General features: G+C 65.3%; 18 protein-coding genes and 1 tRNA gene. 10 read left to right on the top strand and 9 right to left on the bottom strand.

All coding sequences use genetic code 11. The annotated features are described in order from the left end of the window. Window positions 1-109 precede the first annotated feature (109 nt). Window positions 110-2,128, top strand: a complete 2,019-nt coding sequence (locus tag C5O79_RS22135) for a site-specific DNA-methyltransferase (protein ID WP_046550037.1) — start codon at window positions 110-112, stop codon at window positions 2,126-2,128. Continuing rightward, entirely contained in the window at window positions 2,128-5,154 is a 3,027-nt protein-coding gene (locus C5O79_RS22130) for a DEAD/DEAH box helicase family protein (RefSeq protein ID WP_122473431.1), read from the top strand. Before C5O79_RS22135 ends, C5O79_RS22130 begins: the two co-directional genes overlap by 1 nt. Before the next feature lie 257 nt (window positions 5,155-5,411). On the opposite strand, the gene C5O79_RS22125 is transcribed toward C5O79_RS22130, so the two are convergent. From C5O79_RS22125 to egtB, 5 genes are all read right to left on the bottom strand, one after another. After that, window positions 5,412-5,798, bottom strand: a complete 387-nt coding sequence (locus tag C5O79_RS22125) for a hypothetical protein (RefSeq protein ID WP_047851520.1) — start codon at window positions 5,796-5,798, stop codon at window positions 5,412-5,414. A 194-nt stretch (window positions 5,799-5,992) separates the two neighbouring features. Next, window positions 5,993-6,247, bottom strand: a complete 255-nt coding sequence (locus C5O79_RS22120; protein WP_122473430.1) for a hypothetical protein — start codon at window positions 6,245-6,247, stop codon at window positions 5,993-5,995. 43 nt (window positions 6,248-6,290) lie between these two features. Then, a complete protein-coding gene (locus tag C5O79_RS22115; protein ID WP_046550033.1) occupies window positions 6,291-6,593 on the bottom strand; it encodes a hypothetical protein in 303 nt (100 codons plus the stop codon). A 297-nt stretch (window positions 6,594-6,890) separates the two neighbouring features. Further along, window positions 6,891-7,904 carry an L-histidine N(alpha)-methyltransferase gene (gene egtD / locus C5O79_RS22110; RefSeq protein WP_122473429.1) on the bottom strand — a complete coding sequence of 338 codons (1,014 nt, stop codon included), beginning with the start codon at window positions 7,902-7,904 and terminating at the stop codon, window positions 6,891-6,893. Then, window positions 7,888-9,111, bottom strand: a complete 1,224-nt coding sequence (gene egtB / locus C5O79_RS22105; RefSeq protein WP_046550031.1) for an ergothioneine biosynthesis protein EgtB — start codon at window positions 9,109-9,111, stop codon at window positions 7,888-7,890. The genes egtD and egtB overlap by 17 nt, the downstream gene beginning before the upstream one ends. Window positions 9,112-9,673: 562 nt before the next feature. Between egtB and C5O79_RS22100 the strand changes: the two genes are divergently transcribed. Continuing rightward, entirely contained in the window at window positions 9,674-10,150 is a 477-nt protein-coding gene (locus C5O79_RS22100; RefSeq protein ID WP_046550030.1) for a carboxymuconolactone decarboxylase family protein, read from the top strand. Beyond that, on the top strand, window positions 10,150-11,031 hold the full coding sequence (locus C5O79_RS22095; protein WP_046550029.1) for a sigma-70 family RNA polymerase sigma factor: 882 nt from the start codon (window positions 10,150-10,152) through the stop codon (window positions 11,029-11,031). Before C5O79_RS22100 ends, C5O79_RS22095 begins: the two co-directional genes overlap by 1 nt. Before the next feature lie 101 nt (window positions 11,032-11,132). Here the strand turns inward: C5O79_RS22095 and C5O79_RS22090 are convergent, their stop codons facing one another. Both C5O79_RS22090 and C5O79_RS22085 read right to left on the bottom strand, forming a co-directional pair. After that, window positions 11,133-11,636 carry a DUF2628 domain-containing protein gene (locus C5O79_RS22090; RefSeq protein ID WP_122473428.1) on the bottom strand — a complete coding sequence of 168 codons (504 nt, stop codon included), beginning with the start codon at window positions 11,634-11,636 and terminating at the stop codon, window positions 11,133-11,135. A 308-nt stretch (window positions 11,637-11,944) separates the two neighbouring features. Further along, window positions 11,945-12,021: transfer RNA gene (locus C5O79_RS22085), tRNA-Val, on the bottom strand. 585 nt (window positions 12,022-12,606) lie between these two features. Here C5O79_RS22085 and C5O79_RS22080 point away from each other — a divergent pair. The 4 genes from C5O79_RS22080 to C5O79_RS22065 all read left to right on the top strand — a co-directional run bounded on the left by C5O79_RS22080 (window position 12,607) and on the right by C5O79_RS22065 (window position 15,215). Further along, window positions 12,607-12,792 (top strand): hypothetical protein, encoded by a 186-nt coding sequence (locus tag C5O79_RS22080; RefSeq protein WP_047851525.1) that lies wholly within the window; start codon window positions 12,607-12,609, stop codon window positions 12,790-12,792. A gap of 70 nt (window positions 12,793-12,862) precedes the next feature. Continuing rightward, on the top strand, window positions 12,863-13,579 hold the full coding sequence (locus tag C5O79_RS22075; protein WP_122473427.1) for a hypothetical protein: 717 nt from the start codon (window positions 12,863-12,865) through the stop codon (window positions 13,577-13,579). Window positions 13,580-13,655: 76 nt separating this feature from the next. After that, window positions 13,656-13,973 (top strand): hypothetical protein, encoded by a 318-nt coding sequence (locus C5O79_RS22070; RefSeq protein ID WP_122473426.1) that lies wholly within the window; start codon window positions 13,656-13,658, stop codon window positions 13,971-13,973. Window positions 13,974-14,654: 681 nt separating this feature from the next. Continuing rightward, the gene (locus C5O79_RS22065; RefSeq protein ID WP_236862303.1) at window positions 14,655-15,215 is read left to right on the top strand and encodes a hypothetical protein; all 561 of its coding nucleotides are present in this window, start codon (window positions 14,655-14,657) and stop codon (window positions 15,213-15,215) included. A 247-nt stretch (window positions 15,216-15,462) separates the two neighbouring features. Here C5O79_RS22065 and C5O79_RS22060 read toward each other — a convergent pair whose 3' ends face one another. Then, on the bottom strand, window positions 15,463-16,221 hold the full coding sequence (locus C5O79_RS22060) for an anti-sigma factor (protein ID WP_122473424.1): 759 nt from the start codon (window positions 16,219-16,221) through the stop codon (window positions 15,463-15,465). Then, the gene (locus C5O79_RS22055) at window positions 16,218-16,739 is read right to left on the bottom strand and encodes a sigma-70 family RNA polymerase sigma factor (protein ID WP_089460212.1); all 522 of its coding nucleotides are present in this window, start codon (window positions 16,737-16,739) and stop codon (window positions 16,218-16,220) included. The genes C5O79_RS22060 and C5O79_RS22055 overlap by 4 nt, the downstream gene beginning before the upstream one ends. A 156-nt stretch (window positions 16,740-16,895) precedes the next feature. Here C5O79_RS22055 and C5O79_RS22050 point away from each other — a divergent pair, with 156 nt between their 5' ends. Together C5O79_RS22050 and C5O79_RS22045 are read left to right on the top strand one after the other, a co-directional pair. Next, window positions 16,896-17,990 (top strand): catalase family peroxidase, encoded by a 1,095-nt coding sequence (locus C5O79_RS22050; RefSeq protein ID WP_046550023.1) that lies wholly within the window; start codon window positions 16,896-16,898, stop codon window positions 17,988-17,990. After that, a complete protein-coding gene (locus tag C5O79_RS22045) occupies window positions 17,990-18,520 on the top strand; it encodes a cytochrome b (protein ID WP_165935646.1) in 531 nt (176 codons plus the stop codon). Before C5O79_RS22050 ends, C5O79_RS22045 begins: the two co-directional genes overlap by 1 nt. Window positions 18,521-18,971 lie beyond the last annotated feature (451 nt).

Raw genomic sequence — 18,971 nt, 5'->3', positions numbered from 1 at the left:
TGCTTGACCTGCGCCGACCGACTCGATAGCGTTTCGGGTTTGCCCGGGCGGCCATTGCCGCCGGTGCCGCGAGCGCGCCCGACGTCCTGGCGCGCGCGGCCGGGCTCCGATGGAAAAGACGATGCAGAAACTCGATGCGGCCAGCCCGCAGGCGATGTCGACGGATTTCACCGTCGACAACGTCGCGCGCCTGAAGGCGCTGTTCCCCGAACTCGTGACCGAAGGCCCCGGCGGCGCGTCGGTCGACGTCGACGTGTTGAAGGCGCTCGTCGGCGACCGCACGGTCGGCGACGCCGACGAGCGCTACGGCTTTCACTGGCACGGCAAGCGCAGCGCGCGCCAGGCCGCGCTCACGCCGTCGACGGGCACGCTGCGGCCCTGCCCCGACGACAGCGTCGCGTGGGACGACACGCGCCATCTGGTAATCGAGGGCGACAACCTCGACGTGATGAAGCTGCTGCACAAGAGCTACGCCGGCAAGGTGAAGCTCGTCTACATCGACCCGCCGTACAACACCGGCAGCGATTTCGTCTATCCGGACGACTTCAGCGACAGCATCCGCCACTACCTGGCGATGACCGGGCAGACCCACGGCGGCGTGAAGCGCAGCACCAACACCGAGGCGAACGGCCGGTTCCACACCGACTGGCTGAACATGATGTATCCGCGCCTGAAGCTCGCGCACGCGCTGCTGTCCGACGAAGGGCTGATCGCCGTGCACATCGACGAGCATGAAGTGCATGCGCTCGTGCTGATGCTGCGCGAGATCTTCGGCGAGGAGAACGAGCTCGGCGTGGCCGTGTGGGACAAGCGCAACCCGAAGGGCGACGCGCGCGGCGTCGCGTACCAGCACGAATCGCTGGTGCTGTTCGCGCGCAACGCCGAGACGCTGCTCGAACAGGCGCCGCTCAAGCGCCCGAAGCGCAATGCGCAGCGCATGCTGGACGCCGCGCACGACGCCGTGTACCGCAGCGGCAATGCGAAGGACGCGCAGAAGGCGTACCGCGCGTGGATGAAGGCGCAGACCAACCTGTCCGGCGGCGAGGTGATGTACGACCGGCTGTCGGCGGAAGGCCGCGTGTACCGCCTCGTGTCGATGGCCTGGCCGAACAAGAAGAAGGCGCCGGACGAATATTTCACGCCGCTGATCCATCCGGTCACCGGCAAGCCGTGCGCGATGCCGGCGCGCGGCTGGCGCAACCCGCCCGCGACGATGCAGGCGCTGCTCGAGCGCGGCCAGATCGAATTCGGCCCGGATGAAACCACGCAGCCGCAGCGGATCTACTACCTCGACGAGAACATGTACGAGAACGTGCCGTCGGTGCTGCCGTTCGCGGGCTCCGACGACGCGCTGCTGAAGACGCTCGGCATCCCGTTCGACCTGCCGAAGCCGGTCGACTTCGCGGCCGCCGTGATCGGCTGGTGCACGCGCGGCGACGACATCGTGCTCGACTGCTTCGCGGGCTCCGGCTCGACCGGCCACGCGGTGATGCAGGTCAACGCGACCGACGGCGGCGCGCGCCGCTACATCCTCGTGCAGCTGCCCGAGGCACTCGACCGGCGCGACAAGACGCAGACGGCGGCCGCCGATTTCTGCGCGAAGCTGAAGAAGCCGCTGACGCTCGCCGAGATCACGAAGGAACGCCTGCGCCGCGCCGCGCAGCAGGTCGCGCGCGACTATCCGGAAAGCTATGGCGACCTCGGCTTCCGCGTGTACCGGCTCGACACGACCAACGTGATCGAGTGGGACCCGCGTCGCGACGACTTCGACCACGCGTTGTTCGCATCCGTCGAGCACGTGAAGACCGGCCGCACCGAGGACGACCTGCTCGCCGAGCTGACGCTGAAGCTCGGCCTCGACCTGTGCACGCCGGTCGAGCATCACCAGGTGGCCGGCAAGACCGTGCACCTGATCGGCCGCTCGATCGTCGCGTGCTTCGACGCGCGCATTTCGCGCGACGACGCGGGGCCGCTCGCCGACGGCATCGTCGACCTGCTCGATGCGACCGGCACCACGCACGACGTCACGTGCCTGTTCCGCGACAGCGGCTTCGTCGACGACGTCGCGAAGCTCAATCTCGCCGCGCTGCTCGAACAGCACGGCGTGAAGCGCGTGCGGAGCCTGTGATGCGGCTGCATTTCGAAGCGGATCTCGACTACCAGCGCGAGGCGATCGACGCCGTCTGCGACCTGTTTCGCGGCCAGGAATCGTATCGCGGCGACTTCAGCGTGCTCGCGAACGCCGCCCCCGGCACGACCGCCGCCGCGCAAGGCTCGCTCGGCTTCGCCGTGTCGGAACAGGGCGTCGGCAACCGGCTGTCGCTGACCGACGACGCGCTCGCGCGCAATCTCGCCGACGTGCAGCTGCGCGGCGGCCTGCCGCCGTCCGGCCTGCCCGGCTCGCGCGACTTCACCGTCGAGATGGAAACCGGCACCGGCAAGACCTACGTGTACCTGCGCACGATCTTCGAGCTGAACCGCCGCTACGGCTTCACGAAGTTCGTGATCGTCGTGCCGTCGATCGCGATCAAGGAAGGCGTGCACAAGACGCTCGCGATCACCGAGGATCACTTCCGCGCGCTGTACGCGGGCGTACCGTACGACTACTTCCTGTACGACTCCGCGAAGCTCGGCCAGGTGCGCCACTTCGCGGCGAGCGCGGCGATCCAGATCATGGTGATGACGGTGGCCGCGATCAACAAGAAGGAAATCAACAACCTCTACAAGGACAGCGAGAAGACCGGCGGCGAGAAGCCGATCGACCTGATCCGCGCGACGCGGCCGATCGTGATCGTCGACGAGCCGCAAAGCGTCGACGGCGGGCTCGAAGGCCGTGGCCGCGAAGCGCTCGCCGCGATGGCGCCGCTCTGCACGCTGCGCTATTCGGCCACGCACGTCGACCGTCACCACATGGTGTACCGGCTCGACGCGGTCGACGCGTACGAGCGCAAGCTCGTCAAGCAGATCGAGATCGCGTCGGCGATCGTCGAGGATGCGCACAACAAGCCGTACGTGCGGCTCGTCGGCGTGTCGAACCGGCGCGGCGCGATCAGCGCGCGCATCGAGCTCGACGTCGCGACCACGGCCGGCGTGAAACGCCAGATCGTGTCGGCCACCGACGGCGACGATCTCGAACGCCTGACCAAGCGCGCGCTGTACGCGGGGCTGCGGATCGGTGAAGTCCACGCGGTGAAGGGCGCGGAATACGTCGAGCTGCGCCATCCGGAAGGCGAGGCGTTCCTGTCGCTCGGCGAGGCGTTCGGCGACATCGACACGCTTGCCGTGCAGCGCGAGATGATCCGCCGCACGATTCGCGAGCATCTTGACAAGGAGTTGCGCCTGGCCGAACGCGGCGTGAAGGTGCTGTCGCTGTTCTTCGTCGATTCGGTCGAGCGTTACCGCCGCTACGACGAGAACGGGATGCCCGTGAAGGGCGACTACGCGCTGATCTTCGAAGAGGAATATGCGCGGGCGGCGCGCGTGCCGGCCTATCGCGCGCTGTTCGACGGCGTCGACGTCGCGCTCGAAGTCGGGCGCGCACACAACGGCTACTTCTCGATCGACCGCAAGGGCGGCTGGACCGACACGAGCGAAAGCAGCGCCGCGGCGCGCGAGAACGCGGAGCGCGCATACGGCCTGATCATGCGCGAGAAGGAAGCGCTGCTGTCGTTCGACACGCCGCTGAAGTTCATCTTCTCGCACTCGGCGCTGAAGGAAGGCTGGGACAACCCGAACGTGTTCCAGATCTGCACGCTGCGCGACATCCAGACCGAACGCGAACGCCGCCAGACGCTCGGCCGCGGGCTGCGCCTCGCCGTCGACCAGGACGGCGAACGCGTGCGCGATGCTGGAGTGAACACGCTCACCGTGATCGCGACCGAGCGCTACGAGTCGTTCGCGGAGAACCTGCAGAAGGAAATCGAGGCCGATACGGGCATCCGTTTCGGCATCGTCGAGGAACACCAGTTCGCGGCGCTGCCCGTGCAGGAAGGCGACGGGCCCGCACATGCGCTCGGCGTCGAGCTGTCGCGCGTGCTGTGGAACCACCTGCACGAGCAAGGCTACGTCGACGCGCAGGGCAAGGTGCTCGACCGGCTGAAGGATGCGCTGCGCCAGAGCGCGCTGGTGCTGCCGGATGCGTTCGAGATGCTGCGCGCCCCGATCGTCGCGACGCTGCGCAAGCTGTCGGGCCGCTTTGCCGTGCGCAACGCGGACGAGCGCCGTGCGATCGCGCTGCGGCGCGATGCGTCGGGCAAGGCCGTCGTGTTCGGCGAGGATTTCCGCGCGCTGTGGGACCGCATCCGCCATCGCACGGTGTACCGCGTCGAGTTCGACAACGCGAAGCTCGTGCGTGACTGCGCGGCCGCGCTGCACGCCGCACCGGACATCGCGCGCGCACGGCTGCAATGGCGCAAGGCCGAGATCGACATCGGCAAGGCCGGCATCGAGGCGATCGAGGTGGCCGGCGCCGGCACGGTGCTGCTCGACGAAGGCGAGCTGCCGCTGCCCGACCTGCTCACCGAGCTGCAGGACCGCACGCAGCTCACACGCCGTTCGCTCGCGACGATCCTGGCCGACAGCGGCCGGCTCGAGGATTTCCGCGTGAATCCGCAGCAGTTCATCGCGGTCGCGGCCGATGCGATCAACCGCTGCAAGCGCCACGCGCTCGTCACGGGTATCGCTTACCGCAAGCTCGGCGAGCGCCATGTGCATGCGCTGGAATCGTTCGAGAACGAGGCGCTGACCGGCTACCTGCGCAACCTGCGGCCCGATGCGCAGAAGTCGATTCACGAGGCGGTCGTGTGCGAGACGGACGCGGAGCGCGCGTTCGCCGATGCGCTCGAGGCGCACGACGGGGTGAAGCTGTACGCGAAGCTGCCCGCGTGGTTCCGCGTGCAGACGCCGCTCGGCAGCTATCACCCGGACTGGGCCGTGCTCGCGGAACAGGACGGCGGCGAGCGGCTGTACTTCGTCGTCGATACGCCGAATGCGGACGGCAACGTGCCGAGCGAGCACGAGCGTGCGAAGCTCGCGTGCGGTGAAGCGCATTTCCGGGCGCTGGTGGACGGCGACGGTGCGGCGCGCTTCGTGCGCGTCAGGCAGGCCGATGCGTTGTTCGAACCTGCGGCGCCGCTGGCGGGCGCCGGGCGGTAAAGCGAAGGGCGGCGTTGAGCCGCCCTTTTTTCATCGGCTTTCTCGACGCGGCCGGGCGCGCTCGTGATGCGCGCGCCTTGCACCGATTTCCTGTCTGTCAACCGCGTGTAAGCAATCCGTACATGCGCCCGTTGGCGGCGCGGTTACGGCTGGTTGCAAATCGGGTCGGCACGATGTTTTCGCGCGACAGCGGCGTTGGATTGCCACGATGAAAAAAGGGCGCCGAAGCGCCCTTCCATCACGTTTGCATGCCGCGCTTAAAGCGTGCGGCTCAACGCGTGGTGATGCGAACGATGCGTGGACGTCGACGCGTGTGTCGTGTGGCCGTGCGCATGGGCGTGCGTGTGGCCACGGCCCGGCTGCGTGCCGGCGCGATCGGCGATCGTGTCGGAGCGGTCGGCCGCGCGCGACAGGCCCTTGTCGCGGTCGCCCGCGTGCATGCCGTTCGAGTTGCTCGACGCCTCGCCGCTCATGTGGCCGGCGGACATGCCGCCGGCATTGCCGCCCAAGCCACCTGCGCCATGACCGCCACCCCCACCGCCGCCGTTTCCACCGCCGTTGCCGCCGGCTGCGGCATACGCGGAAACCGTGCCGAGCGCGAGCAGCGCGGCCATCAGTACGGACAGAAATCGTTGCTGTTTCATCTTGTGCTCCCTGGAGCGCGTTCGTGTGACTGCATTCTATGAACGCACAAAAATCGCGCCACACGACGTTGTAAATGATCGTAACGGGGTGCGCGACGCGCATTCGTCAGATCAATCCGGATCGTGCGTGAACGGGGAACGGGACAGGCGGGCGCGGCGCCGCAGCGCCGCCCCGCCCCGGTGACGAGGGGTGCTTACTGCGTCGGCTGCATGCCCGGCGCAGCGGCCTTGTGTTGCGCGGCCTGCTCCTGCGCCTGCTTCTTTGCCATGTGGTGGCCGACGATACAGCCGCCAACCGCGCCGACGACCGCGTGGTGCCCCGCGTAGTGGCCGGCCACACCGCCGACCACCGCGCCCTTCATGCAGCCCGCCGCGTGCGCGCTGCCGATCGTGGCGAGCGCAACGATGGTCGCGGTGGCACACAGCCTGATGTGTCGAATAGGCATCATGTTTTCATTCTCCTCTCGTGGCGATCAAGTCGAGCCGCTTCGCTCAATCCCAGCGGCCGCCGCGCCAGCCGCCGCGATCGCGCCATTCGTGCTCGCGCCATTCACGGCGGCGCCACTCGTGTTCGCGCCATTCGCGCTGACGCCAGCCATCGCCACGCCAACCGTCATCGCGATAGCCGACCGGCGCGTACATGACGGGCGGAGGCGGCGCCACGTAGACGGGCGCCGGCGCCGCATAGGCCGGTACACCGATGCCGACCGACAGGTCGACGTGGGCCGATGCGACGCCCGAAGCTGCCAGCGCTGCTACACCGAGAACTGCACCGAGAATGAGTTTCTTGTTCATCTCGCAACTCCCTGCACGTGTCGTGCGTCATGTGAATACGGTTCGGAGTCTAGGCACCGGACACAGACACAGGTGAAACCGGTATGCGAGACAGGTAACGGACGTTTACGGCTTCCCGCAAAGCCTTGCCGGACAAGGAAGAGGCCGCATTCCAAACACCGTTGCGGCGGTGCATCGAACCGGTAAAAAAGGGATTTTCGGCACGAAACCGGACGATCGGCACGCGCCGGCGCGCATCGGAATGCGTTGAAAGCGAACCGCCCGCACCCTACGCGAGCGGTTCGCAAGCGGCGCGTATCACGCGCGAATGTCGTCGACGCTGCGCAGCCAGTGCACGCTGAACAGGTTGTCCGCGTCGGTCCACACGGTATCGGGCGCGAATCCTGCACGGCGCGCGATCACATGGAAGCCGTCGATCGTGAACTTGTGCGAGTTCTCCGTATGGATGCGCTCGCCGGCGTCGAAGCGGAACGCATGGCCGCGCACGTGCACGGTCTGCGCGATGTCGCTGACGAGATGCATCTCGATGCGCTGCCGTGCGCGGTCGTAGAACGCGCAATGCGAGAACGCGTCGACGTTGAAATCCGCGCCGAGCTCGGTGTTCGCGCGCGCGAGCAGGTTCAGGTTGAACTGCGCGGTCACGCCCTGCGCATCGTTGTAAGCGTCGTGCAGCGTGCGCTCGTCCTTCACGAGATCAGCGCCGACCAGCAAGCCGCCGCCGCGCAGCAGCCGCGCCGCATCGCGCAGGAACGCATCGGCCTCTTCCGGCGAGAAGTTGCCGATCGTCGAGCCGGGAAAGAAGCCGATGCGCCGCGCCGGAGTCGCGGTCAGCGCGGCCAGTTGCTCGGCCTTCGTGTAGTCGGCCGCGATCGGCGCGACGTCGAGCCACGGATAGGCCGCCCGCAGCCGCGAGGCCGCGTCGTGCAGGTAGTCGGCCGAGATGTCGACCGGCACGTAGCGTGCCGGCGCGTTCGCATAGTTGCCCGCGAACGCGTCGAGCAGCACGCGGATCTTCTCGAGCGAGCCGGCGCCGAATTCGACGAGTTCCGCATGCGGGCCGACGCGCCGCACGATCTCGGCCGCGCGATCGCGCAGGATGCCGAGCTCGGTGCGGGTCGGGTAATACTCGGGCAACTCGCAGATGCGATCGAACAACGTGGAGCCGGCCGCATCGTAGAAGTATTTCGGCGGAATGCTGCGCGGCGTACGCGACAGCCCGTCGATCAGGTCGCGCTCGAACGCGCTCGGCCGCGAATCGCGGGCGGGTTGCTGGCCACTGCTCGTGGCCGTCTGGTCAGACGTCTCGCGCAAGTCGCACTCCCGTGAATTGCCAGCGCGCGGCCGGCGGAAAGAAATTGCGGTACGTCGGCCGTTCGTGCCCGGGCGGCGTCGCGATGCTGCTGCCGCGCAGGACTTGCTGGCCGACCATGAACTTGCCGTTGTATTCGGCAGCTACCCCGACGAGCGGCCGAAAGCCCGGGTACGGCTCGTAGGACGAGCGCGTCCATTGCCACACGTGCCCGAGCATCTGCCGGATGCCTTCGGCTGGAAACGCGGCTTCCCATTCGAATTCGGTCGGCAGGCGCGCGCCGGCCCATTCCGCGTACGCGGCCGCTTCGTAGAAGCTCACGTGACACACCGGCGCGTCGGGTGCGAGCGGCTCGACGCCGTGCAGGCCGAACGTGCGCCGGACGCGCGTGGCGGCCGCATCGTCATCGTCGGGCATCCAGTACGCGGGCCCTTGCCACCCTTCCCGCTGCACCGTGGCCCAGCCGTCCGACAGCCAGAACTCGGGGCGCGCATAGCCGCCGTCGGCGACGAACGCCGCGAATTCCGCGTTCGTCACCAGGCGGTTCGCGATCTCGTATGGCCGCACGAGCGCCGTATGGCGCGGCCGTTCGTTGTCGAACGAGAACGCATCGCCGTCGTGGCCGATCTCGACGAGCCCGCCCGGCTGGTGCAGCCAGTGCTGCGCGCCGGCATCGCCCGCGGCCATCGCGCCGGCGTCCGTTCCGTTGCGCGGCCGGAACGCCGGCTTCAGCGGATTGCACGAGAACGCGTGCAGCATGTCGGTGACGATCAACTCCTGATGCTGCTGCTCATGATGCAGGCCGAGTTCGACCTCGGGCGCGATCGTCTCGAGCAGCGCCGCGTCGGCGCCGGCCAGCGCGCGCAGCATCGCGTCGTCGACGTGTTGCCGGTACGCATGCACCTCGTCGAGCGACGGGCGCGTGAGCAGCCCGCGTTGCGGCCGCGGATGGCGCGGGCCGAGCGCTTCGTAATAGGAATTGAAGAGGAACTGGAAGGCCGCGTCGAACGGCGCGTAGCCGGGCACGCGGCGCATCAGCACGACGGTTTCGAAGAACCAGGTCGTATGTGCGAGGTGCCATTTCGTCGGGCTGGCGTCGGGCATCGACTGCACGGCCTGATCCTCGGCGGACAGCGTCGCGGTCAACGCGACGCTATGGGCGCGCACGTCCTGGTAACGGCGCTGAAGCTGCGAAGCAAGAAGGCTCATCGGTTTACCGTCCACGTCGCGATTCGCTGCGTTGCGTGTTGTCGGAAAAGGGAAAGCCTTGCGCGTGATGCGCGCGGCTGACGTGCGACCTGCTGCTGCGTCGTCGGGCAGCCGGCGCGCGCGCCGGGCCGCGGATGCGGCGTCACTTCATCTGCCCGTGCAGAACAGTATGGGCCAGAAATGTGAATGTTGCTGACCGAGATACGGACGAAACGGCAGATAAATGTAAATGAAAGTAATCGATCACCTGCCAATTGCTGACATCAGCGCGTATCGAGGGGGATTCGGAGAGGGCATGCGTCGGTCGTTGTGTTCGACGCACGCCGCGGACGTTCGCGCGGCCGCGATCATCATGACGTGAATGCGAAATCGTCTGACCACCACGAGCGCAAGAAGCATGCTCGCTGTGTTGATTGCGTTCGACGCGCACCCTGCCCGCCTTTGCCCTGCGGCCTTCTACGCCGCCCCGCTCGCCGGCTTCGAAAAAAATTTCGCGTCGATGTCACACACGCGGGGGGCTCGCTCGTCATATCGGCGGAACCCACACGAAAGGAGAAGGACCATGACTGCGAAACTCAACCCGTTTGCCGCCGCACCCGCCCTGATGAAGCACTGGATGACCGTCTCGGTCGCCGCCGCGCAGAGCCTCGAACCGACGCTGGTCGAGCTGGTCAAGATCCGCGCATCGCAGATCAACGCGTGCGCGAACTGCATTAACATGCACGCGGCCGAGGCGCGCGAGCAAGGCGAGACCGAGCAGCGCATCTACCTGCTGTCCGCGTGGCGCGAAGCGCCCTGCTACACCGACCGCGAACGCGCGGCGCTCGGCTGGACCGAAGCACTCACGCGGCTGTCGGAGGGCCACGCGGCGCACGAAGCGGCCTATGCGGCGCTGAACGACCACTTCAGCCAGGAGGAACAGGTGAAACTCACGCTGATGATCAACGTGATCAACGGCTGGAACCGGCTCGCGGTCGGCTTCGGGCTGTGGATCGAGCCGGCCGATGCAAAGGCCGCCGCCGCGAAGATGGTGGCCTGATGCCGAACCTCGATCCGGCCAAGGACAGCGCCGAAGCACGGGCCGATGCGGCGGCGAGCTTCGACCCGCTGCGCCGCACGCTGATCCGCGTCGCGTACCGGATGCTCGGTTCCGTCGCGGATGCCGAGGACATGGTGCAGGAGGCGTTCATCCGCTGGATGGACGTCGACCGCACCGAGGTGCGCGTTCCCGAAGCGTTCCTGCGCCGCATGGTGATGCGCATGTGCCTCGACCAGCTGAAGTCCGCGCGGCACCAGCGCGAGACCTATATCGGCCCGTGGCTGCCCGAGCCGGTCGTCGAGGAAGACGAACAGGAAGACGTCACACTGCCGCTGCTGCTCGCGCTCGAACGGCTCTCGCCGCTCGAACGCGCGGCCTTTCTGCTGCACGACGTGTTCGGCCTCGAGTTCGACGAAGTGGCCACGACGATCCAGCGCGACCCGGCCGCGTGCCGGCAGCTCGCCGCGCGGGCACGCACGCATGTGCGCGAGGCGCGGCCGCGTTTTCACGTCGAGAAGCAGCGCGGGATCGAATTGGCGGAAGCGTTTTTTGCCGCGTCACGCAGCGGCGACATGCGCGCGCTCGGCGCGATGCTCGCCGAGGACGTGAGCCTGCATTCGGACGGTGGCGGCAAACGCACGGCTGCCGGCAAGCCGGTGTTCGGCTTCGAGCGCGTGATGAAGGTGCACGAATTCCTGGCCGGGCTGTTCGCCACGCATGCGTCGAAGCTCGTGCGTGCGGGGTTCATCAACGGGTTGCCGGGTTTCGTCACGCTGGAATCTGACGGCGAGTTGCAGACCACGGCGCTCGAGATCGAGGACGGGAAAATCGTCGCGATCTATGTCGTGCGGAATCCTGACAAGTTGAGGCATCTGCACTGAGTGCAGCGAGATCACGCGCCGTGTGCCGTGCGCATGCGTGGCCGCGATGCGCCCTGTTCTCCGTCCTGCCGCCCTGCTTTACCGATCGCCGGCTCCTGCGATCAATATGTCCCGGCCACGATGTAGATCAGGAAGCCGAGCAACGGCGTCGCGATCGCGAAACCGGCTGCCGCGAGCCCGTTCGTGCCGCCCTGCGCTTCCAGCAGCGCGAGCAACGATTCGCGGGACGTCGCGCTCGGGCGCAGTTTTTCGATCTGGCGTACGACGTGCGTCCTGTAGATGCTGTTCCCGCACCAGCCGAGCGCGACGGCGATCCCGATGGTGACCGGGTCGAGCGTGCTCGATTCGAAGTATTTCGGGAAGAACAGCAGCTCGACCAGCGTGATCGCGAGCGTCGCGCCAAGGACGGCCGCCGCCTGCCAGTACATGCAGCGATACGCCATCCACACCGGGCCCAGGAAACAGGCTGCCCAGTTCCACGACTGCCGGTTCTTTCGCGACGCGGCGATCTCCCACTTCTTTTCGAACCAGGCGGCTTTCTTGCCGACGTAAGCGGCGATCTCGTCGTTGCTCGCGGAGGATGTGGCGGTCGTGACGTCGGACATGGTCGTGTGCTCTCAGTCGCGCGGATCGCGCGTCGTTGTTTTGATGTGTAGGAAATCGGGCGACGGTCGGAACGGCCGCTTCGATGCGCACACGATTCTACGCGCGGCGCAGTGGCCGTTGTATGGCTGATCGAGGTGCTGGTGACGAAGGATGCGATGCCGTGGATCGCACAACGCATCGGGGCGACATGCGTTGTTTCGGCCGGAAAAAGAAAAACGCCACGCGATGTTGCCGCGTGGCGTTTGTATGTTGGCGAGCCGCATTGCCTGTAGGCAAGTTGTGCTGCCAGACCCCTTCATTTGTTCGTTGGTAGGCTCGATTGGATTCGAACCAACGACCCCCACCATGTCAAGGTGGTGCTCTAACCAACTGAGCTACGAGCCTAAGAAGCCGCGAATTATAGAGAGGGTTTTTGAGGAGCACAAGCCCCTTCGTGAAAATTTTTTGAATCGGCGTGCGTGAGGGGCGACGATCGATGTTGCCTCGTGATGCCGGGAGCGTTGGCTTCACCGGTTCGCATCACAGCAAAACGCGTCGATGCGCTGTGATGTTATCCACATTGCCCTCTGGATAACCATCCGGCAAGCCTCTGGATTCACAGTGGAACGATTGAGGATATGTCGCCGCGGCTGTGAATCGACGAAAAGTTGTTCTGTGCTCCACGAAGCTGTTCACGTGCCACACCCAAGGTTATGCATCCTGCTTCCTGTCGAGAATTCATGGGGTTAGGGACGTTATCCACTGTGAGGCACAGGGTTTATTAACTATCACTACGTATGTATACGACCTCTGTTAACACCTTTGGATAAGCACAGTCCATCGACTGTGATCCGTGCAGGATATGCACTGCGTGCAGCGATCAGATAAACGAAACGGCAAGCTGTGAGGGCATCGGACGATGCGCGAGCCGCTGTGTCTGTAGAATCGCCGGCATTCAGGATGAGAGGGTCTGGCGCACAGGCTCACGACATGAGCGATGCTTCGTTGACCCGGCTCGACGCACTCGAGATCGATGCCGTCGTACACCGGTTGCAGCAACACCCTGGCGACATCGTGTTCGAGCAACGCGTGTCGACGCCGGAAGCCGATGTCCTGTGTTGCCGCTACAAAGGCGAGCGATTCAACGTGAAGTTCGATCTCGACTCCAGGGGATGATGACGACCGACACGATGAAACCGAAGCAAGACCTGGGCAACGCGAGCGCTGCCCGCAACCGGAGCGGGTAATGGGCCCCATTCACTGCGGTCGGCACGGACGCGACAACGGCATCACGACATCGAAGGGCATTGCCGCGCGCATCCGGCAGCGCGGGCAGTTCATGTCCGGCGAGCTCGTGAAGGTTTCGCTCGACCGACGGAAATACAGCCAGGAATTGTGGATGCTGCGTGCTGAACTTGCCGAGCACGAGGTCGATGCGACCTTTATCGACAACGTTGCGCACGTGACGGCGTTTCCGAAGATTGCGGCGCTGGAGCGCTTGCGGGAGTATCTGTGTTCGGCATGCCTGGACGAGCTGCTCGTGCGTTCCGGCGAGGTGTCCTATAAACCGACGACGAAAGAGCAAGCGTTCGACACGTCCGTCGTCGCGGCGAATGCGAAGTGGTCGCGCGGCGACGCGCGCTGCGAGTTGCACGGCTTGATCCGACCGACGCGGACCTCACCGGATATCGAGGCCGCTATCTTGTCGATCGACGTGATCCGCGATTGTCACGTCGTGCGGGTCACCAATGCCAGCGTGGAGCATGAGGCCACGCATTGGTTTGACGAAGCGTTCTTGCACAAGGTGCTTGGGACAGACATCGACATCGTCGAATCGACGTTTCGCATCGACGATCGGGCCACGTTCGTGCAGATGTGGGACGCTGGTGAGCTCGTGTGTCCGGTGTGCCTGCGAGAGGTGTTGGAACGTAGCGGTCTGCGCAAGGACGACACGCGGACGTGAACGCAACGGAGCAATCGTGATGGGCATGATCGCGCAGTACGACATCGGTCCCAACCAGTAATATCCGGAGAACACCATGAGCAAGCTGAATTTCGGCAGGATCGATCGTTGTTCCGTCTGGCTCAATACCGCGACGTTGCTCGGCCTGAAGTCCGCCTATGAGGAATTTGCGAAGACCGGGCAAGACCTGCGCAACTTCGAGATCTGCCTCGAAGACGAAAGTAAAGCCCGGGCGGATCCGACGCCTGAGGATCACGTCATCAGCGTGACGTTCGTGGCGAAGATGCCGGCGGGCATGCGCGGGCTCGGTAACGCGAGTCCGCTCGGAACGTCGATCCAGTACGTCGTTTCTCCGGAAACCGGCGAGATTCTCAGGGTTTATCTGACCAAGTGACTTCGGAGGTGGTGAAGGTCGTCAGCCTTCACGTGTGGACAACTGCGGCACAAAACGATGCAAAACGCTGTGCCGACACAAGGTGAGCATTTGCCCGGACCACAAGCTGGGCGTCGATCTCGGCGAATGTTGACCTCGACAAGCCCATCAGAATGTTCGAGCACGTGACTGAACGGAGAGAAGCAAGCCCTGAGAACGGGGGGCATGCGAACCGTACATCGGGTTTCGTGCGCTTGTCCACAGCGCGTATGTGGACAACTCGCATACCCAACCAGTCGAATCGCTGTGCGTCGAACAGGTGAGCGCCATGCATTCGACCATGCGAATCAGCCCGAACGCCTTGTCTGACAGGGATTTTCCGGAATAGCGCAGGCGATGTGGAGCGTGCTCGCACGATCCGTCGTGATGGAATGCCTTGTGGATATCGAGCAGCCAAGGCACTCGAAACCCTGTGCATTCAACGGGTGAGGGTACGCGAATTCGGCCAGGATGTTCGCGTTACTTCACGGGTAGTGGCTATCGCGCTTCCATACATTTCGACTCCACGATTCCCGACGCGCTTCCGGCACCGACTCGACGAGCGTCGCGAGAGAAGGCGGCATATGCCATGACAAAGTCGAACAGCGAGGATGACCGTTCGCTATGCTGCCGGTGACAACGCACCGATTCCCTCCGATACACATGAGCGCAACTGCACGGACCATTCTCAAAGCCATTCTGAGCATCCCCATTGCCTTTGGGCTTGCCTATCCGCTTGTCCATCCCTCCGAAGACGGCGGCGTTCTCGGCGAAATAGCGGTGCTTGGGATAATCGGACGCATCGTCGTCGTCGCGATTTTCCTGGCGCTGGTCTATGCCTACGCGAGCGACCTCCGGACTACCCTGAAATCGGTCAACCGAGGATCGCGTGCGGCCGAACCCAACAGCGTCTGGCTGATGTTCCTCTTGCCCTACAACTTCATCGAGGACTTCTTCATTATTTCCAACGTGGCGAAGTCCCTGGAAGCGGAATCTCGTATCAATCCCGCCCTGTCGGGGTTGCGCTCGTTCGGCCGGACCAGCGGCATCGGGTGGTGTCTCGCCCAGGTTCTTTCATTGATACCCAATGCCATTGGCTCCATCGCGGGTGGTGTTGCGGTTTTCCTCTGGGTTTGGCACTGGGTGTTCGTGCGCCGGACGAACAAGATGCTTGCCGGCAGCCAAGTCTCGGTGACGACTCTACCTGGACGGACAGGATCGTAGCCCGCCTTGGAAGCCAGATCGCTTACCCGTGATCGATGTGGATATCCTGTTCCACGGCGACTCGAAACCCTGTGATTCCAAAGGTGAGGGCGCCGGCGTGGCGCGATGTGCATAACAGCCGGGGAAAGTCAGTCGAAACGCTGTGCATGCGAATGGTGAGCGGGCGCCCGTTCAAGCCCGCCGGGCCGCCCCACCAAAGGCGCCGGCGGCCGCCACCAACAGCCAGCCGAGCGTGCATCCTGCCACTTCAAGTCTGCTGGTCGAGCGCCTGCACGACTGCCTTTTCGCCAAGACTCCCCGTCGGCCCGACCACCGCGTAGTTGAGCCCGTTCATCGATCCATACCGCGCGAGCAGCGCACCGTCCACCCGTTGCCCGGCCGGCAGGAGCCGATGTTTCGATTCCGCCGGCCGCATATAGAAGCTCAGCGTCCTTCCGGCTGCATCCTCATAGAGCACCATCGCAGCCGTGGCGCCGCTGTCCGTCGTGAACAACCGCCCACCGACCGGCCTGAACCCCGCCGCCCTCAGATCCGGCAGCTTCGCCGATGCGCCCACGCCTCTGGTGAGCCATCCCTGCAAATCGCCCGCACCGGTCGGCCGGTAATCGACCTTGGCCGTCCGATCGACCACCATCATCTGGTAAGCCTTGACCGCATCGCTCATCGGCGCGATGGGCGGCGGCGCGTTCCACCCGCGCGCCTGCCATCCGCCGAACGTCCCGAGCCCGACGCAGAACACGAACGAAGCCGCCATCGCGAACCGCATGCGCGCGCGATCGGCCCGCCGGCCACGAATCGCGGCTGGATCCAGCGCGGGGTTGTCCGCCGGCATCCGCACGCTTTCCAGCGCGGCCCGCAACCGCTGCGCGTCCTGCTGCCATTGCTTCACCTGTTCGGCGCGCGCCGGATGCAGCGCGAGATAGCGCTCGACCGCGGCGCGCGCATCGTCGTCGAGCTGGCCGTCGACATAGGCCTGAAGGTCATGTTCGTTCGGAGGCGTGTTCATTTTTTCATCAACCGCAAGGAAGGAGCGGGAAGTTCACCGTCGCTGAGCTGGCGCAGCGCCTGGCGCGCGCGGGAGAGCCGAGACATCACGGTGCCGATCGGAATGTCGAGCAGGTCGGCGACTTCCTGATAGGTGAAACCTTCGACCGCGACGAGCAGCAGCAGGCTGCGCTGCTCGTCGGAGAGCCGACCGAATGCTTCGAGCGTCGCGCGCGCCGCGAATTCGCGTTCGGCGGACGGCCAGTGCGCTTCGTCGTCGTCGCGAATGCGCCCAAGCAGCCACGCATAGCGCTTCGCGCTGCGTTTGCCGTCGAGAAACTGCCGGTACAGGATCGTGAAGAGCCAGCTGCGCAGCGACGCGTCGTCGCGGCGGCTCGTCCAGCGCGACAGCGCGCGCTCGAGCGTCGACTGGACGAGATCGTCGGCCGCGTGGACGTCGCGCGCGAGCCAGAGCGCGAAGCGTCGCAGCCTGGGGATGAGTTCGCGCAGTGCTTCGTCGTCGAGGGCGGTGGAGGGCATGGCCGGGCCGGTTGCCGAAAGGGTCGAGATGCCACGTAGGACGCCGGTCGGCGCCGCTTATTCCACCAGCATACGAAAAAACTTTTCGTGGAATAAAGCGGCGCGGGCGGCGTCCTACGCGGGTTCGACAATGACCTGATGGTCGGGAGCCTATATATGGAGCGATCTTCTTCCTCTTCTTCGCCGCAGCGCGAGCCCGGGCGCGGGTGGTGGCGCTGGGCCGCGATCGGCGGCGCGGTGGCCGGCGTGGCCGTGGCGTTCGGATACGTCGGCGGCTGGTTCGCACCGGCGCGTCTGACCCCGCACCGGATCGTCGATGCATTGCAGACGGCCGGCGGCGGCATTCACCCGGGTTTCCGGCGCAATCACGCGAAGGGCGTGTGCGTAACCGGTTACTTCGAAGGCAACGGTGCCGCGAGCGCGTATTCGGTCGCGCCGTTCTTCCAGGCGGTGCGCACGCCGGTGGTCGGGCGGTTCGCGTTGCCGGGCGGGAATCCGTATGCGCCCGACAGCAGCGTGCCGATCCGCAGCCTCGCGCTGAAGCTCACCGCGCCTGATGGTGAGCAATGGCGAACCGGGATGAACGCGATGCCCGTGTTTCCTGTCGCGACGCCGCAGGCGTTCTACGCGCAATTGCTCGCGACGCGAGCTGATCCGAAGACGGGCAAGCCCGATCCGGCGAAGGTGAAGGCGTTTTTCGGCGCGCACCCGGAGACGGCCGCGTTCCGCGAATGGGTGAAGGGTGCGAAGCCGAGCGCGAGCTACGTCACCGAAAGCTATTACGGATTGAACGCGTTCTACTTCGTCGACGCGGCGGGCAAGCGCCAGGCGGTGCGGTGGCGCGTCGTGCCGGAGCAGACGGCCGGCGCAGGCGACGTCGCAACGGCGGCCGACCCGAACGTGCTGCAGCAGGACGTGACGCAGCGCATCGCGGCCGGTCCGCAGAAGTGGAAGCTGCTGGTCACGCTGGCGGAGCCTGGCGACCCGGTGGACGACGCGACGAAGGTCTGGCCCGCGCAGCGCACGACGATCGATGCGGGCACGCTCGTGCTCGACCGCGTGGAGGCGCAGGACAGCGGGCCGTGCCGCGACGTGAATTACGACCCGACGGTGCTGCCGCAGGGGATTCAGGTATCGGGGGATCCGTTGCTGGCGGCGCGGTCGGCAGCTTATGCGGATTCGTATCTGCGCAGGACGAGTGAAGAGGCCGGGGTAGCGGGCGTGGCGCGATTGAGTGGGGAGGGACGGTGATGAAGGCTTCGACGACGTTTGGCTTGCCGGCGCGGGTGCTGCACTGGGTGATGGCCGCGATGATCATCGCGATGCTGTTCATCGGGGTGGGGATGGTGGCGTCTGTTTCCGAGCGGCATGCGATTCTGGTGGCGATTCACAAGCCGCTGGGCATTGCCGTGCTGGTGCTCGTGTGCGTGCGGATCGTGGTGCGGGTTCTGTCGAAGCCGCCGGCGCTGCCCGAGGATCTGCCGTGGTGGCAGAAGGTTGCGGCGCACGGGTCGCATCTCGTGCTGTATGCGCTGATGTTCGCGATGCCGCTGATCGGCTGGGCGATGCTGTCGGCGGGCGGGTATCCGGTGACGCTGGGCGGTGGTGTGCAGCTGCCGGCGCTGGTGTCGGCTGATCCGGTGACGTTCGCGTGGCTCCGGGTCGCGCACCGGGTGCTGGCCTATCTGTTCTTCGCGACGTTCCTCGCGCACTTTGCCGCAGCGCTGTATCACGGGCTGATTCGACGGGACGGCGTGGTGAGGGCGATGGTGGGGCGGTGAGCGGCGGAGGATTGCGCTCGATGCGGCGGGGCGGTTCACGGGCAACCGGGGCTGCTCCCGCCGTGTCGCATATATATGACCGGAGGACAGGTTCAGCGACCCCCGCTACCACATGTCAAAATAATTTCACAAAAGGGCTTGCGTAGTTGGGGGTGGGTGCTTAGAATCACGCCTCTTTCGCGCTAACGGAAACGCAGCGCGGGGAAAGAAGGGAAGCGGTGCTGTTGAAGTCGGTTTTATCGATTCCAGTGCTGACGAAATTAAACCGCAGTCGTCGCAACGAAGTAGTTAAAAAAGTTGTTGACGGATTTAAAAAAACGGTTGATAATCTCGCTTCTCTGCTGCTGAAAACGCAGCGCTGCCGGGAAACACGAAGTTCCTCGCAGAATGCTCTTTAAAAATTAACAGCCGATAAGTGTGGGCGCTTGATGGAAGCGAGCTGATCCTCGGA

The organism is Burkholderia sp. SRS-25, assembly GCF_004343765.1.
GTDB lineage: Bacteria > Pseudomonadota > Gammaproteobacteria > Burkholderiales > Burkholderiaceae > Burkholderia > Burkholderia contaminans.
This window is presented reverse-complemented; position numbering and strand designations above follow the sequence as displayed.

What these genes read in the sequence shown, in the direction of transcription:
- C5O79_RS22045 (WP_165935646.1), top strand. Translation starts at nt 17,990, where the DNA reads ATGAAGGCTTCGACGACGTTTGGCTTGCCGGCGCGGGTGCTGCACTGG.
- C5O79_RS22115 (WP_046550033.1), bottom strand. Translation starts at nt 6,593, where the DNA reads ATGAACAAGAAACTCATTCTCGGTGCAGTTCTCGGTGTAGCAGCGCTG.
- C5O79_RS22060 (WP_122473424.1), bottom strand. Translation starts at nt 16,221, where the DNA reads ATGAACACGCCTCCGAACGAACATGACCTTCAGGCCTATGTCGACGGC.
- C5O79_RS22135 (WP_046550037.1), top strand. Translation starts at nt 110, where the DNA reads ATGGAAAAGACGATGCAGAAACTCGATGCGGCCAGCCCGCAGGCGATG.
- C5O79_RS22130 (WP_122473431.1), top strand. Translation starts at nt 2,128, where the DNA reads ATGCGGCTGCATTTCGAAGCGGATCTCGACTACCAGCGCGAGGCGATC.
- C5O79_RS22075 (WP_122473427.1), top strand. Translation starts at nt 12,863, where the DNA reads ATGGGCCCCATTCACTGCGGTCGGCACGGACGCGACAACGGCATCACG.
- C5O79_RS22050 (WP_046550023.1), top strand. Translation starts at nt 16,896, where the DNA reads ATGGAGCGATCTTCTTCCTCTTCTTCGCCGCAGCGCGAGCCCGGGCGC.
- C5O79_RS22080 (WP_047851525.1), top strand. Translation starts at nt 12,607, where the DNA reads ATGAGCGATGCTTCGTTGACCCGGCTCGACGCACTCGAGATCGATGCC.
- C5O79_RS22125 (WP_047851520.1), bottom strand. Translation starts at nt 5,798, where the DNA reads ATGAAACAGCAACGATTTCTGTCCGTACTGATGGCCGCGCTGCTCGCG.
- C5O79_RS22095 (WP_046550029.1), top strand. Translation starts at nt 10,150, where the DNA reads ATGCCGAACCTCGATCCGGCCAAGGACAGCGCCGAAGCACGGGCCGAT.
- C5O79_RS22065 (WP_236862303.1), top strand. Translation starts at nt 14,655, where the DNA reads ATGAGCGCAACTGCACGGACCATTCTCAAAGCCATTCTGAGCATCCCC.
- egtB (WP_046550031.1), bottom strand. Translation starts at nt 9,111, where the DNA reads ATGAGCCTTCTTGCTTCGCAGCTTCAGCGCCGTTACCAGGACGTGCGC.
- C5O79_RS22100 (WP_046550030.1), top strand. Translation starts at nt 9,674, where the DNA reads ATGACTGCGAAACTCAACCCGTTTGCCGCCGCACCCGCCCTGATGAAG.
- C5O79_RS22090 (WP_122473428.1), bottom strand. Translation starts at nt 11,636, where the DNA reads ATGTCCGACGTCACGACCGCCACATCCTCCGCGAGCAACGACGAGATC.
- C5O79_RS22120 (WP_122473430.1), bottom strand. Translation starts at nt 6,247, where the DNA reads ATGATGCCTATTCGACACATCAGGCTGTGTGCCACCGCGACCATCGTT.
- C5O79_RS22070 (WP_122473426.1), top strand. Translation starts at nt 13,656, where the DNA reads ATGAGCAAGCTGAATTTCGGCAGGATCGATCGTTGTTCCGTCTGGCTC.
- C5O79_RS22055 (WP_089460212.1), bottom strand. Translation starts at nt 16,739, where the DNA reads ATGCCCTCCACCGCCCTCGACGACGAAGCACTGCGCGAACTCATCCCC.